The sequence below is a fragment of the Pseudomonas sp. PDM26 genome, assembly GCF_019219185.1.
GTDB lineage: Bacteria > Pseudomonadota > Gammaproteobacteria > Pseudomonadales > Pseudomonadaceae > Aquipseudomonas.
The window spans coordinates 109,236-123,059 of record NZ_JAHUWC010000019.1 but is presented as its reverse complement, the minus strand read 5'-3'; the positions used below and the strand labels follow the sequence as shown (position 1 = coordinate 123,059).

At 55.5% G+C, this 13,824-nt stretch carries 14 protein-coding genes and 1 pseudogene; 9 read left to right on the top strand and 6 right to left on the bottom strand.

Features of this window, described 5'->3' with window-relative positions; all coding sequences use genetic code 11:
• Positions 1–13 precede the first annotated feature (13 nt).
• The 5 genes and pseudogenes from KW849_RS29015 to KW849_RS28990 all read left to right on the top strand — a co-directional run bounded on the left by KW849_RS29015 (position 14) and on the right by KW849_RS28990 (position 5,957).
• On the top strand, positions 14–1,366 hold the full coding sequence (locus KW849_RS29015; RefSeq protein ID WP_218433011.1) for an amidase family protein: 1,353 nt from the start codon (positions 14–16) through the stop codon (positions 1,364–1,366).
• Between the two features lie 57 nt (positions 1,367–1,423).
• On the top strand, positions 1,424–2,170 hold the full coding sequence (locus KW849_RS29010) for a radical SAM/SPASM domain-containing protein (protein ID WP_218433010.1): 747 nt from the start codon (positions 1,424–1,426) through the stop codon (positions 2,168–2,170).
• 21 nt (positions 2,171–2,191) lie between these two features.
• Positions 2,192–3,536, top strand: a pseudogene (locus KW849_RS31905) (DegT/DnrJ/EryC1/StrS family aminotransferase).
• 23 nt (positions 3,537–3,559) lie between these two features.
• The gene (locus tag KW849_RS28995; RefSeq protein WP_218433006.1) at positions 3,560–5,248 is read left to right on the top strand and encodes an FAD/NAD(P)-binding protein; all 1,689 of its coding nucleotides are present in this window, start codon (positions 3,560–3,562) and stop codon (positions 5,246–5,248) included.
• Positions 5,229–5,957 carry an SDR family NAD(P)-dependent oxidoreductase gene (locus tag KW849_RS28990; RefSeq protein ID WP_218432999.1) on the top strand — a complete coding sequence of 243 codons (729 nt, stop codon included), beginning with the start codon at positions 5,229–5,231 and terminating at the stop codon, positions 5,955–5,957. The genes KW849_RS28995 and KW849_RS28990 overlap by 20 nt, the downstream gene beginning before the upstream one ends.
• A gap of 56 nt (positions 5,958–6,013) precedes the next feature.
• Here KW849_RS28990 and KW849_RS28985 read toward each other — a convergent pair whose 3' ends face one another.
• The 4 genes from KW849_RS28985 to KW849_RS28970 all read right to left on the bottom strand — a co-directional run bounded on the left by KW849_RS28985 (position 6,014) and on the right by KW849_RS28970 (position 9,434).
• Positions 6,014–6,715, bottom strand: a complete 702-nt coding sequence (locus KW849_RS28985; protein ID WP_218432998.1) for a LuxR C-terminal-related transcriptional regulator — start codon at positions 6,713–6,715, stop codon at positions 6,014–6,016.
• A gap of 190 nt (positions 6,716–6,905) precedes the next feature.
• Positions 6,906–7,271, bottom strand: a complete 366-nt coding sequence (locus KW849_RS28980; RefSeq protein WP_218432997.1) for a DUF2784 domain-containing protein — start codon at positions 7,269–7,271, stop codon at positions 6,906–6,908.
• Between the two features lie 60 nt (positions 7,272–7,331).
• Positions 7,332–8,213 carry a 4-hydroxy-tetrahydrodipicolinate synthase gene (gene dapA / locus KW849_RS28975; protein ID WP_218432989.1) on the bottom strand — a complete coding sequence of 294 codons (882 nt, stop codon included), beginning with the start codon at positions 8,211–8,213 and terminating at the stop codon, positions 7,332–7,334.
• Positions 8,214–8,498: 285 nt separating this feature from the next.
• Positions 8,499–9,434: a sensor domain-containing diguanylate cyclase gene (locus KW849_RS28970; protein WP_218432987.1), complete on the bottom strand. Its 936-nt coding sequence runs from the start codon at positions 9,432–9,434 to the stop codon at positions 8,499–8,501.
• A gap of 168 nt (positions 9,435–9,602) precedes the next feature.
• Between KW849_RS28970 and KW849_RS28965 the strand changes: the two genes are divergently transcribed.
• The 3 genes from KW849_RS28965 to KW849_RS28955 all read left to right on the top strand — a co-directional run bounded on the left by KW849_RS28965 (position 9,603) and on the right by KW849_RS28955 (position 10,824).
• Complete coding sequence (locus tag KW849_RS28965; RefSeq protein WP_218432986.1) at positions 9,603–10,301, top strand: AzlC family ABC transporter permease; 699 nt, start codon at positions 9,603–9,605, stop codon at positions 10,299–10,301.
• Positions 10,301–10,612, top strand: a complete 312-nt coding sequence (locus KW849_RS28960) for an AzlD domain-containing protein (RefSeq protein ID WP_218433054.1) — start codon at positions 10,301–10,303, stop codon at positions 10,610–10,612. Before KW849_RS28965 ends, KW849_RS28960 begins: the two co-directional genes overlap by 1 nt.
• A gap of 65 nt (positions 10,613–10,677) precedes the next feature.
• Complete coding sequence (locus tag KW849_RS28955; RefSeq protein WP_008051909.1) at positions 10,678–10,824, top strand: hypothetical protein; 147 nt, start codon at positions 10,678–10,680, stop codon at positions 10,822–10,824.
• A 22-nt stretch (positions 10,825–10,846) separates the two neighbouring features.
• Here KW849_RS28955 and KW849_RS28950 read toward each other — a convergent pair whose 3' ends face one another.
• Entirely contained in the window at positions 10,847–11,527 is a 681-nt protein-coding gene (locus KW849_RS28950) for an SOS response-associated peptidase family protein (protein ID WP_218432985.1), read from the bottom strand.
• Positions 11,528–11,724: 197 nt separating this feature from the next.
• Here KW849_RS28950 and KW849_RS28945 point away from each other — a divergent pair, with 197 nt between their 5' ends.
• Positions 11,725–12,624 carry a polysaccharide deacetylase family protein gene (locus KW849_RS28945; protein WP_218432982.1) on the top strand — a complete coding sequence of 300 codons (900 nt, stop codon included), beginning with the start codon at positions 11,725–11,727 and terminating at the stop codon, positions 12,622–12,624.
• A 235-nt stretch (positions 12,625–12,859) separates the two neighbouring features.
• Here KW849_RS28945 and KW849_RS28940 read toward each other — a convergent pair whose 3' ends face one another.
• Entirely contained in the window at positions 12,860–13,747 is an 888-nt protein-coding gene (locus tag KW849_RS28940) for a LysR family transcriptional regulator (RefSeq protein WP_108218023.1), read from the bottom strand.
• Between the last annotated feature and the right edge of the window lie 77 nt (positions 13,748–13,824).

Here is a 13,824-nt window from a genome sequence, read left to right as displayed (position 1 = left end):
GAGGGTGTAGCAGATGCTTAGCAAGAAAAGTCTGCGCCAAGCGTTGGAGCAATCGACGTTAGTCAGAATGGATGCGTCGTATCCGTTTTATAAAGAGATCGACTGGGTGGACAACTATCACGTCTTTGTCAATCGGATACCTATTGGTCCGGAAAGTGACTTTTCTGGCCATACAGCGTTGAAACGTTGGGGTTGGCCACTTTCCGGAATAAGTTATATTGTCAAGGATAGCATTGACGTGGCCGGGTTTCCGACAACTAACGGCACTCTAGCCCTGAGCAATAATTACCCGTTAGTTGATAATTCACTGGTTGCCCGCTTGAGGTCCCTGGGTGCCATTTGTATAGGCAAAGCTAATTTGGATGAAATGAGTTATGGCTGGTCATCCGGTAACCCCTACTTCGGACAGGTGGTTAATCCTGTGTACCCTCATCACTCTCCGGGTGGAAGCAGCGGTGGATGCGCAGCAGGAGTAGCGGGCGGTGCTGCCTATTTCGCCGTCGGCGAAGATACAGTGGGTTCTTTACGTATTCCGGCGGCGTTCTGTGGCGTTTCTGCTTATCGAGCGCCTCGCCCGGGGTTTGCCACAGATGGAGTTTGTCCACTGACGTCTTCCGGTTACGATCAGATAGGGTTGATCGCCAATACCCTTGACGATATTTCGTTGCTGGACAGTCTTATTCATGAGTACGAAGAGTTACCCGCCGTAGAGCCTATTGATTTGCAAATTGCCGTTGCGGCAAATTTTTCTCTGGCGGCATTGACGCCGAGTATTGAAGAGAGCGTGTACGAGGCAATATTTAAACTTTCCGCGGCAGGTGCCCGTATTGTCATGCAAGAGGTGCCTGCCTCATTCGGGTTGGCAGCCCATGCATTAGCAACGATCGTCAATCATGAGTTGTTAGAAGCGTTTAATAGTTATCTCGGTTCTCGATCACAGGGGCCGGTGACACTGGAAGAACTACTTGAAAATAGTGATACCTCGGCGGCCAATAAAATCAGGGCACTGGCTTTTCCACCAGGCAGGCCAAGCCGACGCGCGTATGAACGCGCTCAGACAGTCGCGGGGGAAATAAAGCGAGACGTTGTCGATTATTTCAATGGAAGTAAATGCCAGGTGCTGATACATCCCACTGTTGGAATAACATCACCTGTGATAAGCAATCGAAATGAATTTTCAACTGATCATCTGGCGCTGGCCCGCCATGTTTCGGTCTCCAGTTGTGCTCAAACAATTGCAATGAATTTCTCCGTGACGGGCCCGGGCGTATTACCGGTCGGTATTGAAATGTTGTGCTCCCCAGATATTGATCATAAGCATGCATTGGCAATCTGCCGCACTATTGAAACCATCGTCAAGGGATGAAACATCGCCAGGGATAATGGTGAGCCCTGTGATTTGAAAATTACGAAGCGAGGTTTTATGAGGCTTTTGAACGTTGAAATAGAAATCAATTCGCGGTGTAATCGAAAATGCAGTTATTGCCCTGTGTCGATTATGCCTTTCCCTCAGGTGCCCCGATTAATTCAGGAAAACGTGCTGTCGTCGTTTGTTTTTCGGTTGAAGGAAATAGACTTTGACGGGAGAATCTCCTTTCATTTTTATAATGAACCGTTAATACATAAAGGTTTGGAAGATATCGTCAGGCGTATTTTACAGGCGGTGCCGAAATGCCGCCCTGTACTGTTTACAAACGGGGATCTCCTTACTCAGCAGCGGTATGACTCGCTGGTCGATGCCGGCATGCAAATGATTGTTATCACTTCCCACAGCGGAAAATCTCACCCGCCCAGGCCAAAACAAGTTGTCCAGTTCTCAGACGATCTGGTGCTGACCAACCGTGGCGGAAAAATGGTGGAGTTGCCCAAGGCCACGGAACTGGATATCTCTCAAAGGTGTTTTGCACCTACGGAAATGTTGATCGTCACGATCACTGGAGATGTTGTTCTGTGTTACGAGGACGCTTATCGAAGCCATGTTATGGGCAATATATGTAACCAATCAATTGCCGAGATTTGGAACAGTGATGACTACTCGCGTATTCGTGGTGAACTGGAAATCGGCAATCGTAAAGGTGCCTGCGAGATGTGCACCAACTGTACCAATCGTGCCCATACGACACTTGGAAAGTCCGATCGCTCCGAACCTTTTTGGGATCTCATTTCTTGAGCCATTTCTTTTAACCAGGCCATGGTCCGTCATCAGGGAAAAGTCATGAATACTCATATTGTCGATACAACAACTTCAATTGGCTCCAACACTCCGGTGACAACGCAGGCTTGGCCGAAATGGCCTTCCCATGACAGCGGTACGCTGAAAGTCATTACTGAGGTGCTGGAGTCGACACGGTGGACGATAAGTGGGGCTTATAGCGGGCAAGAGACCTATGAGCGACGATTTGCCAGGGCTTTTGCCGAGTACTGCGGTACTCAGTATTGCACGCCTGTCACTAGCGGAACCTCTGCACTGACGATTTCCTTGCTGGCATTGGGCGTAGGGGCGGGCGACGAAGTATTGGTCCCGGGCCTGACTTGGGTGGCCTGCGCTTCCGCAACCTGCAGCGTGGGCGCAGTCCCGGTGCTGGTTGATATTGATCCCGAGTCCATGGCGATGTCACCGCAAGCGGCCGAAGCACGGATAAACGCGAAAACAAAGGCGATCTTGCTTGTACATGCCTACTGCCGAACGGCGGACATCGACTCGTTCCTGGACATTTGCGAGCGTTACAAAATCCCGCTGATTGAAGATTGCTCACAGGCTCACGGCAATGTGGCGTGGCCGCAAGGTAGGGGCATTCGGCGCCCTGGGATGTTTCAGCATGCAACAAGCCAAGGTGCTGACCTCTGGAGAAGGGGGAGCCGTTGTGACATTGGATCCCGTACTGGCGGAGAAACTTGAGCAACTGAGGGCCGACGGTCGGCTGTTTTCGGGGGCGCCTGAAGAGAGACGTTTGGAACTGGTAGAGCGAGGAGCTGTGCAAGGGCAGAATTTTTGCCTGACGGAATTTCAATCCGCAATATTGCTTGACCGGCTGCAGCACCTGGATCGGCAGAATGCGCAACGTGAAGAGTGCGCAGAGACCTTGCAGGCTCTGTTCGAAGGTGAGGAGGACTTCGTTACCTTCTTGCGGCGTGATCCACGTAATACACGGTGTACCTATTACAACCTGGTAATGAAAGTAGGACTCGAAAAGTACTTCCCTGGATGCACGATAGACGCCTTGGCGCTAGCCATGACCGAAGAGTTGAATGTTCAAGTCAGCCCGCTTTATCAGCCGATGAATAAGTTCACGCTGTACAACCCACTCTCGAGCCCGAGAATAAAGAATTTTAGCAATAAGGGCGATTTCGAACCGACGCGTTATCAACTGCCCCAAGCTGAATCAGCAAGGCGTCATCACATCACACTGCCAAACTGGGTTTTGCTTGGAGGCGCCGGCGCGGCGCAAAAAATTGCCCAAGCCTTGAGAGCACTGGTTGCTCAGCCGCATAAGGTTTTCTCCGTTCGCCAGGCACCGACATCCGACGCGTTTTAACGTCATTCATAAGGTCACATGCCATGAAAGCCGTGAGTATCACCATTATCGGACTCGGTCCTCGAGGTCTTTGCGTGCTGGAGCGTATTTTGTCGCTGGCTGCGCAACAGCCGGAGCTCCAGGTACAGATCGTTGTCGTTAATAAAGGCATTCCGGGGCAGGGCGTTCATGGGCAGTCCCTCTCCGACAGGTTTCTTCTGAATACAGTGGCAGGCCTATTGACCCTGATCCCTGGGGAGGCGTTTCAGCCATCGTTGCTCAAGGGCACGTTTGCGGATTTCCTGCCCTGGCTGAATCAAAAAGGGATCGCGGCGAGTGCCGGCGCTTACGTGCCCAGACGCCTGTTTGGAGCTTACTGCCATGAACTGTATCAGCGCTTGTTGGAACGTTGTCCGTTGAATTGCCAAGTGGAATATATCGATGACGAGGCTATCGATATACAACAAGCCGGACAGAAAGAAGTCACCTGTTTGCTTACGCAGCGCAAGATTGTCAGTGAGCATGTAGTGGTTGCTATCGGTCATATGATTCCAGTGGCCAACAGCCAAGAAATGATCGCTGATATCTACACCGCTGAACTCAGTAGCCGGAATATCCCTGCAGGCAGCACTGTCGGGATACAAGGTTTTGGTTTGACGGCCATGGATGCTATCGCTGAGTTGACCCGGGGCAGGGGAGGTATTTTTGTCGATGGCATCTATAAGCCGTCAGGTAACGAGCCCAATATCATCCTTTTCTCTCGTAGCGGGCTGCCCTCACGGGCACGTCCTGTCGATGATGGTTGCGCTGCCTGTGCTCCGACGCTCCACTTCAATGAGCAAGCTGCTTTGGTGTTGCGCGAGCAGCGGGGGCAGGCGGCGATCAACTTCATCACGGAAATTTATCCGCTGCTCGCCCAGGATGTTGCACAAGCCATGCTGGACCGGGAGGTGCCAACGAAGGCCGCCATGGAGTTGATGAATGGCTTGCTTTGGCCTGAGATGTCGCAAAAAAACAGCCAGGAATACAGTGCCGCGGTTGTCGAGTTCGTAAAACAAGACCTGTACGAGGCTCATCTGGGGCTGTCAGGAAGCGCCATGAAGCGTGCAGTTGAAGTCTTGATGAACGCACGGGATGCAATCAGGGCCGTTGTGAATTACGGGGGGCTGACGCCATCCTCCCATAGTTGGTTCTACAACCACTTTGCTTCTGCAATTAATCGCAATGCAATAGGCCCGCAGCATGACCGCCAGCACGAGCTGTTAATGCTGATCGACGCGGGGATTGTTTCTACACCGCTCGGTCCCGCTCCCGAGTTGCAATGGGCGCCAAAAAAACACTGCTGGAATGTGCGGTCAACCGTATTTGACACCCCGGTATCCTTTGATCTCGACCAACTTCTGCAAGGCTATACCTCTCAACCGACGCTGACGAAAAACACATCCGTGTTACTGGATGCACTGGTTGAAGGCGGGCGTATTCATGCACGTCACACTGATTGGCTCGCGACACCAGGTGTTGCCGTGAATGCTGAATCAAAAGCCGTATCGTCGTATGGCGTGGCACAAGAGCATTTGTTCATTACAGGTGTCATGAGCGAAGGCAGCACCTACTACAACTGGTATGTCCCTACGATAGTAGGCAAGTCCACACCTTTCGTTGAAGCGCAGAGAATCGCTTCCGCTGTATTAGGGTATGACAAGGAGACACCCGATGAAGGCGCTGGAGAGTAAAACTGCATGGGTGACGGGCGCGAGCTACGGCATTGGTCGGGCTATAGCTGACTCGCTCAGGGAGGCAGGATATTCAGTTGTTACCTTGCAGCGAGGGGGCGGTGATGTTGCCTGCGATCTTTATCAAACAAAAAAGATAGAACAGGTTTGGCAAGCGGCTGAAAGAATCAAAGGCACACCCGATCTGCTCATTTTAAATGCAGGAGTCTGTGTTGATGATGAGTTCGTCAACACCCAGTTACCCGGACTGCAGGCGGTCTTTGCGCTGAATGTATTCAGCCCTATCTTATTGGCACGGCTGGCAATACGCCGTTGGCAGGAGGAGCAAAGGGAAGGACATATCATTTTCATCGGCTCACAGGCGGCTTTACCCGGCGCAAAGCAAACAGGCAACACCCTTTACACTGCCGCCAAAGGCGCACTGCACGCCATCATTGGGCCTTTGGCTTGGGAATGTGGCCAGACGATCAGGATCAACTGCATTGCTCCTGGTGATGTCATGACCCCCGGGGAAGAAAAGAGCCTGCAAGAGAGATCGAGCAAAACGGGCACTGATGTGATGGAGTTGATCGCTCTCGCCGCAAAAAACACTGCACTCAAGCGTTGGGTAAAGCCTGAAGAGGTTGCACAGGCTGTATTTTTTCTCGAGCAATGCACCGCTATGACTGGAACGATATTGAACCTGAGTGCCGGAGCAACCATTCATTGATAATCTGGCAATTCGGTCCTTGTTTTTTTCTATGCTATTTTCCGGTGTTTCATGTTTTATATGTAGCCTTTAACTATTGCATGGGCAATGGCTTGTGCTCGATTGGTTGTGTTTAGTTTTCTTTGTATTTTTTTGTGGTGGAAGTTTATTGCGTCTTGCGAAAGTCCAAGAATTATTGCGATTTCTTCTGAGGTTTTCCCGTCTGCGCCCCAGAGCAGAATTTCTTTCTCTCTTGGTGATAAATTTATCGTTTGTGATGTGGTGTTGATTAACTTAAATAGTTTGCTGTGAATTTCTTCTGCAATGGTTTTCATTAGTATGTGTGATGCTTTTAGCTCGAGGCGGTCGATTTCATGATGTGTTCTTGCTAAGAAAAAATGTTCTACTATTCCTTCGGGTTTTTGAGTGGATTGAGTTATGAAGAAAATCTGATCATTTATCTTTATCGTGTGCGTGGTTTCATTGTTTTGTGCGTGATTTAATATTGTTAACTGCTCAGGGGTGATCTTAAAGTGCCCTGTGGTTTTATTGGGGCTTTTTCTAGTAAGAAAAATTGAAGCGTCAAGTGGGTAGTTTCCGTAAGTATGCATTCTAGGGTTTGTAAAAGGGGTCGGATGTTGGATGTGATAGGAAAAATAGTCAAATTTCATTTCTTTTATTATTTTAAAGCATGTGGCCCATAAGTTTTCGACTGTTTCGCTCCCGGATATGACCTCATGAATATAATTTTTTAGGGAGAGTAGATCGGTGCGATTCATGATGCCCCCATTGCGGTTTAAGCTATTTTTAATAGGGGGGTACTATTGATGGTTGTAGATAGATTGTTAAGTCGGACTGTTCCTGCGTTTTCAGCTCCTTTTCCATTTATCGAGTGAGTCAGTTCCTACAAACTACTCACCCGATTCAACTCTTTGCTTTGGAAAAGGAGTTGCCGCAGGCTGCGATCTTTCAGGGGCACTTCCACTTTCTGATCACTCGAAGATAAACCAGTACGTTGAGTACCAGTACCACGGCGCCCAATCCCAACTGAATGCCGGGTGTCAGCCCGGCCGGGTAAATCACGGGCCAAATGTAATGCTCGATGAATCCACCGCCATAGCCGGATTGCCCGGCTCCATGATGCATGTGGTTTTCCCAGTCGGTCAGCGGGCAAGGCAAGTGGAAGAATTCCACCGCCATACCCCACAGCGCAGCGGGTGGATGCCACCAGATCAGGTGGCGCCATTTGAGTACCAGCAACCCGCCGAATAACACAAACACAATGAACAGCAAGTGAAACAGCATCAGCCCGTCGGCGGCGATTCGGTACAGCATGTCGGTGCCCCTGAAGGCTGAACGAATCGCTCCATGGTACTCGGGCCGGTGGCGGGCGCTCTATCGATTGTCGCGGCCCAATGCGCTGAGCACGCCTTTCAAACGCTCGGTCATCGAGTCACTGCTGCGTTGCATCGGTGCGCGCAGCTCGTCGCCGATCAGGCCTTGCAGGGCCAGCGCGGTTTTCACCGGCGCTGGATTGGGCTCCAGGAAAAGGCTGTTGATCAGCGGCAGCAAACGGAAAAACGTGGCGCGGCCTTCAGCCAATTGGTTGTCGCGGATCTGCCGGTGCAATTGCACGAACAGTTCGGGATGGACATGCGCCGACGCGGCAATCGCGCCTTTGGCGCCGAGGCACAGGGCGTTGAAGATCTGGTTGTCTTCGCCGCACAGCACGTCGACCTGGCCGCTGTTGAGCAAGGCGAGGGTGTTCGAAAAATTACCGCCGCAATCCTTGATGGCGACGATGCGCTCGTGGGCGACGATGTTGAGCAGGGTCGCCTGTTCGAAGGCCACGCCGGTACGGTAAGGGATGTCGTAGAGAATCAGCGGAACGCTGGAGGCATCGGCGACCGTGCGGAAAAACGCTTCGAGGCCGGCCTGGGACGGGCGGATGTAATACGGCGCCGGCACCAGCAGGCCAGCCACCGGGCGCTTGAGGATCTCGCTCTGGAACTGCAACAACTCGATCAGGTTGTTACCGGCCAGGCCCATGACCACCCGCTGCGCCGGCGCCGGCGCCAGCTCCAGCACCGCATCGAGCACGGCCAGTTGCTCATGCTTGCCCATCGCCGCCGGCTCGCCGGTGGTGCCGCAAACGATGAGGCCGTCGACGCCGCTTTCCAGCAAATGGCTGACCAGCCGGCGCAAGCCGGCGAAATCGATGGCACCGTTGTGGAAGGGTGTGACCAGTGGAACCCAGATACCTTGAAACGCAGACATGCACTTTCTCCTGATGGTTGACCGATTTCGTCACCGTCAGGGGCATGGAAGGAGAGTAAGCAAGGGGAGGGTGGTCCGTCGCGCTCAATGTCCTGTCAGCTCATCTGACGGGACAGCGCGCCCCGGTCACATGAGCGACTGTTTCTTCGATTTGAGGGCGTGCGCAACGCAACCTTGCGCCTTGGCAATCAAGCCAATGACGGAAGTGTTGAGGTTGAAGGTTGCGGACATACTTGCTTACACCCTGAGTGAGGCGCCCAGTTTTAAAAGCTGGAGCGCCGTTTGTCAATCACGAAAATCAGCGAACTCGGCGCGCATCCGGCCATTGTGCTTGGCCTTGTAGAGCAACTGATCGACCTGTCCGACGAACTCCAGCGCCGTCGCATGCACCGAAACGCCGGTGGTGCCGACACCGAGGCTGACGCTCAGCAGGTTCGACGCCCCGGAGAACTCATGGGCAATCTGCTGCTGGCGAATCAGGTGCAGGCATTTATGCGCCACCAGCCTGGCGGATTCGGCATCGGTTTCCGGGAGTAGCCAGACGAATTCTTCACCACCGATCCGCGCGATGAAATCCCGTGGCCGATTGGCCGCCAGCGACAGGGTTTGCGCGACACGGCGCAGGCATTCGTCGCCCTTGATGTGGCCGTAATGGTCGTTGTACTGCTTGAAGTAATCGATATCCAGCACGATCACCGACAATGGCAAACCGGTGCGCTGGGCGTGGTTCCACTCGCGCTCCAGCACGGTGTCGAACATGCGCCGGTTGGCGATACCGGTCAGGCCGTCCTGGAAGGAATACTCTTCGAGCTGTTTTTGCAGGCGGATCAGGTGTTCTTCGGTTTTCTTGCGCTCGCTGATGTCGAACATGAAACCCACCAGCGCCTCGACTTCGCCGTTCGTGCGCACTACGTGCACCACATCGCGGATCCACACGTACCCGCCGCTTTCGGTGAGTGCGCGATAGTCGGCTTCGTGATCGATACCGGCGCGCGATTGCGAGACGCAGAAGTCCATCACGTAGTCGCGATCATCCGGGTGCATGCGCTCGATCCAGTCATTGACCGAAAGCCAGCTGTCCTGTTTCCAGCCGAGCAATTGCTCGATCTGCGGCCCGATGTAGCTGAAGGTCATGGTTTTCCAGTCGATGCGCCAGGGAATCGCCCGGGTCGACTCAAGCAGGGTTTTATAAACGTCGCTGTCGGTTTCGACTGAACTCATGAAGGGCCCGCCTCGATGAAAATGCAGCGCCATCATGTTGTTACCACTTTGGTGAATCAAGCGGGCAGCCGATGAATGGCACACAGTCGTATCAGTGAGCAAGATTGTTCAAGCCTTCGGCCGCGACAGGTGGCACAGTCCGGGGTCTTTCCCTGTCTGTAGAGCGTTATGTCCAACTCAATCATGCCGCGCAGTGCTTTTTTGCGCGGCGCTGCGGCGATCATGCCGTTGTCCCTGGCCACCGCGCCCTGGGGCTTGCTGGCCGGTTCCATGGCCATCGAGGCCAACCTCACGCCCCTGCAAGGTCAGGGCTTGTCAGGCATTGTGTTTGCCGGTGCCGCGCAACTGGTGGCCATCGGCATGCTCAAGGGCGGTGCCGGGATTTTTTCGATCTTGCTCACCACGCTGCTGCTGACCTCCCAGCATTTGCTCTACGGGATGAGCATGCGCTCGGTGATTTCGCCATTGCCGGGGCGCTGGCGTGCCGGGCTGGGGTTCTTGCTCACCGATGAGCTGTTCGCCTTGACCAGCCAGCACGACAAACAGCAGTTCAACCGTTGGTACGCCCTGGGCGTGGGCCTGACGTTCTACATCGCCTGGAACCTGTTCACCCTGGCGGGCATTGTGCTCGGCAGCAGCATTCCGGGCCTGGAGCACCTAGGCCTGGATTTCTCCATCGCGGCCACCTTCATTGCCCTGATCACGCCGGTGGTCCGCAGCGTGCCGACGGTGGTGTGCGTGGCGGTGTCGCTGTTCTGCTCGGTGTTGTTCAGTTACTGGCAATGGGGCTCGGCGCTGGTGCTGTCGGGGCTGGCGGGCATGACCGCCGGGTTTGTCTGCAATAAATTCTACGGTGGACGCACATGATGGTCTGGGCAGTGATTGTCGGAATGGGCGTGTTGGTATTCCTCAACCGCTATGTTTTTCTGGAACCGCGACTGCCGGTACGCTTGAGCAGCAACGCGCGGCAGTTCCTCGGGTTTGCCGTGCCGGGCATGTTGACCGCGATCTGTGGGCCGATTGTGTTCCTGCCGGAAAAACAGCTGAACCTGCACTGGGATAATCCCTATCTGATCAGCTCGCTGGTGGCGGTCGCTCTGGTGCTTTACACGCGCAATACGTTGCTCAGCATGCTGTTGAGCATGGGCTTCTTCTTTTTGTTGCGCTGGTGGTTTTGAGCGGGGCAAGGGAACTGATCTAAACTTGAAATTGATGACCGATCCCTTCAGCAAGCGAGGTGAACATGGCCAATGAACCCAAGCAACCGGACCTGGAAGAAGACGAGGACGAACCCACGGAAGAAGAGATTGAGCAGCAGAAGCGTTCGGTACCGGACTGGAAGCATCCCGACGACGGCAAGGAACTGTCAGAGCCTGACCGCAAGTTCTGAGCGGCACGCGAATACGACAGGTTCATGGAATTTCTTTAATCAGCGCAGCGCCCTGGTTCCTGACATTGCCAACGGCCTTGTCGACCTTGTACCACTCAAATACGTTACTGACCTCGCCCTGGGATAACGCCATTTCCTCGGCTCGTTCCTTGGGCGTGGCCGGGTCCAGCCATTCCCGCGCCAGTTCGGGCGAGAACACCACCGGTCGCCGGTCATGCACATCGAGCATGCCACCGGCGCTGTCGGCCGTCAGGATGACGAAACCGTCGTGCTCCCTGTGAGGGGCTCCGCCGATGGGGTATTGACCGATCGCCGCGCAGAAAACCGGCGCCCGATTGCGTCGCCGAATCAACCACGGTTGTTTGTTACCGTCACCGGCGTCGACCCATTCGAACCAGTTATCAATCGGGCAGATCGCGCGATGCGGCCAGATCGTCCGGAAGTACGGACCGTGGGCGACTTTTTCGACCCGGGCATTGACCGGCTCCGTGCGATCCGTCGCCCAGTGCGGTCGCCAACCCCAGCGCACCAGGTCGGCGTGCAGCCGCTCGTTCTCCAGATGCAGCAGGGCGAGTGGCGTGGTGGGCGCGGCGTTGTAGTGCGCCAGGGGTTCGTTACCGACGCGGTTGATCAGCGCGTCGGGGATGCCCAGCACCGCCACGAAGTCGTGGATTCCGCGGTATTGCGACAGTCGTCCGCACATGGCCTGACACTCTGGTTGAGCATTTTTTTCAGTTTAGTTGGTGGCGACGAAACGGGCCTGGCAAGCACTGGAACCAAACTCTGTGTACCTTATCCAACCTTGGCCCGCCGTCTTGATGCGGGCCAACGACGGATGAACGGGCGAAGGATTGCTGCCAGTTGAAGTATCGACCGTGATGGTCTGGCCCAAGGCAAAAGATGAAACAATTGTTCAAGTGTTTTACGGTGTGCGCCTTGGCAGTGGGTCTGCTGGGGTGCATCGCAGCACCGATCGAAATGACTGCGCAGACCGAACAGCGTTTGCACGAGCAACCCCCCATCCGCTTTCTGCTGACCTTCGATGACGGTCCCAGTGCATCGAGCTGGTGGAATCCGACCGTGACGGTGCTCGAGAGCCTGGCGCAAAACCCGCTGCAACCAGGCATCAAAGCCGTGTTCTTCGTGCAAACTCGCGCACCGCGGGCTGGCGGCAGCGAGCTGGGCCGGGAAATCATGCGCCGCGAACACGCCGAAGGTCATATCCTGGGCTTCCACACCGCCACGCCCCGGCACACCAATCATCGCTCGCTGGAGCCGCAAGAGCTGGAACAGGCCCTGACCGATGGCAGCACCGACATCGCGGCGATCACCGGCGCCCCCCCAACCTTGCTGCGCCCGCCATTCTGGAACTACGACAAACGCACCTTCGCCGCTTATCAGCGGCATGGCCTGCATGTACTGCTCACGGACTTGAGCGCCAACGACGGCAAGATCTGGGGCTTCAACGCCAGCCCCCGGCGCCGATCGCACATGCTGCGTTCGATGTCCGAAGTGCGCGAACGCATTGCCCGCGGCGAACTGCCGGTGGTCGATGGGGTGATTCCAGTGGTGGTGACCTTCCACGACCTCAACCGTTATACCGCCCGGCATACCCGTGAGTACCTGCAGATTCTGCTCGACAGCGCCCGGCAGACCGGGGTGAAAACCGCGGACAAGCCGTTTTACGAGGATCAGGCCGCGTTGCTGCGGGCCGCCATGGCGCGAACCGTGCGCGACGATTCGCAGCCGGTCGAATTGCCGGGGTTCTGGAACTGGATCTGGGGCGGGAACGCCCGTTAGGCGCTTGCAGAAATGAGAACTGGATCGGACTCATTGCGAATGTCACCGGGCGGGTGGCGGGCTGCCCCGGGTTTCCAGTGAACACTGACCTGTGGCGAGGGGGCTTGCCCCCGTTGGGCTGCGTAGCGGCCCTAAAACCATTCAACTGAATTTCACTGCGGTGCCCCGTATTTGAGCTTGCGACGGCTGCGCCGCCGAACGGGGGCAAGCCCCCTCGCCACAGGTGATCATCGTCTTACGCTGCTGGCGGCAGCAGTTCATCAATCATCCGCAAACAATGGTTCAACCCAGGCGACACATCGCCCACCCGTCGGCTGAGAATGATCGGCGAGGTGGCGTTGTCTTCCAGCAATGGCGTGAAACCGATGTCGTCGCGGTGCAGCAATTGCACCGAGGCGGGCACCAGCGTGACCCCGATGCCTGCCCCCACCAGGCCGATCGCCGTTTGCAGCTCGTTGGTCCATTGCGCGACGTGGATGCGCACGCCATAGGACTCGAACAGGGCAATCACATGGTCGGCGTAACTCGGCCGTGGGTTGCCGGGGTACAGCACAAAGGGTTCCTTTGCCAGCTCCCGCAGGCTGATGGGACCGGCGAGCAGCGGATGCCCGGCGGGCAGGGCGGCGACCAGGCGGTCTTCGGTGAGCACGGTCTGGACGATGGCCGGGTCGTCGATGCGGATCCGGCCGAAACCGATGTCGATGCGCCCGGCCTTGAGCGCCTGCACCTGTTGCAACGTGGTCATTTCCGACAGCCCCAGTTCCAGCTCCAGCGGCTCTCCGCTGCGCAAGCGGCGGATCAGTTCCGGCAGCACGCCATACAGTGTCGACGGCGCAAAGCCGATCCCCAGCCAGGTCTTTTCACCCAACCCGATACGTCGCGTGTTGTCGCAGACCTTGTTCAGTTGTTCGAGCAGGGCGGTGGAGTGCTCATGGAAAAACCGCCCGGCGTCGGTCAACTTCAGCGGTCGGCCGCGCTCCAGCAGCATCACCCCCAGTTCGTCCTCCAGTTGCTGGATCTGCCGGCTCAGGGGCGGTTGGGCGATGTGCAGCAGCTCTGCGGCGCGGGTGAAGTTGAGGGTTTGAGCCAATACCTGGAAATAACGCAGGTGACGCAGTTCCATGGAGCCTCCAGATGCGGATCGGTTGCATACCTTTAAGGTATCAAGCCAGACCAATTCTATATTGGCATCGCAAAAAA

Coding starts and splice junctions, on each gene's coding strand:
- KW849_RS28980 (WP_218432997.1), bottom strand. CDS start 7,271: ATGCTGTACCGAATCGCCGCCGACGGGCTGATGCTGTTTCACTTGCTG.
- KW849_RS28955 (WP_008051909.1), top strand. CDS start 10,678: ATGGCCAATGAACCCAAGCAACCGGACCTGGAAGAAGACGAGGACGAA.
- KW849_RS29015 (WP_218433011.1), top strand. CDS start 14: ATGCTTAGCAAGAAAAGTCTGCGCCAAGCGTTGGAGCAATCGACGTTA.
- KW849_RS28990 (WP_218432999.1), top strand. CDS start 5,229: ATGAAGGCGCTGGAGAGTAAAACTGCATGGGTGACGGGCGCGAGCTAC.
- KW849_RS29010 (WP_218433010.1), top strand. CDS start 1,424: ATGAGGCTTTTGAACGTTGAAATAGAAATCAATTCGCGGTGTAATCGA.
- KW849_RS28960 (WP_218433054.1), top strand. CDS start 10,301: ATGGTCTGGGCAGTGATTGTCGGAATGGGCGTGTTGGTATTCCTCAAC.
- dapA (WP_218432989.1), bottom strand. CDS start 8,213: ATGTCTGCGTTTCAAGGTATCTGGGTTCCACTGGTCACACCCTTCCAC.
- KW849_RS28995 (WP_218433006.1), top strand. CDS start 3,560: ATGAAAGCCGTGAGTATCACCATTATCGGACTCGGTCCTCGAGGTCTT.
- KW849_RS28985 (WP_218432998.1), bottom strand. CDS start 6,715: ATGAATCGCACCGATCTACTCTCCCTAAAAAATTATATTCATGAGGTC.
- KW849_RS28970 (WP_218432987.1), bottom strand. CDS start 9,434: ATGAGTTCAGTCGAAACCGACAGCGACGTTTATAAAACCCTGCTTGAG.
- KW849_RS28945 (WP_218432982.1), top strand. CDS start 11,725: ATGAAACAATTGTTCAAGTGTTTTACGGTGTGCGCCTTGGCAGTGGGT.
- KW849_RS28940 (WP_108218023.1), bottom strand. CDS start 13,747: ATGGAACTGCGTCACCTGCGTTATTTCCAGGTATTGGCTCAAACCCTC.
- KW849_RS28950 (WP_218432985.1), bottom strand. CDS start 11,527: ATGTGCGGACGACTGTCGCAATACCGCGGAATCCACGACTTCGTGGCG.
- KW849_RS28965 (WP_218432986.1), top strand. CDS start 9,603: ATGTCCAACTCAATCATGCCGCGCAGTGCTTTTTTGCGCGGCGCTGCG.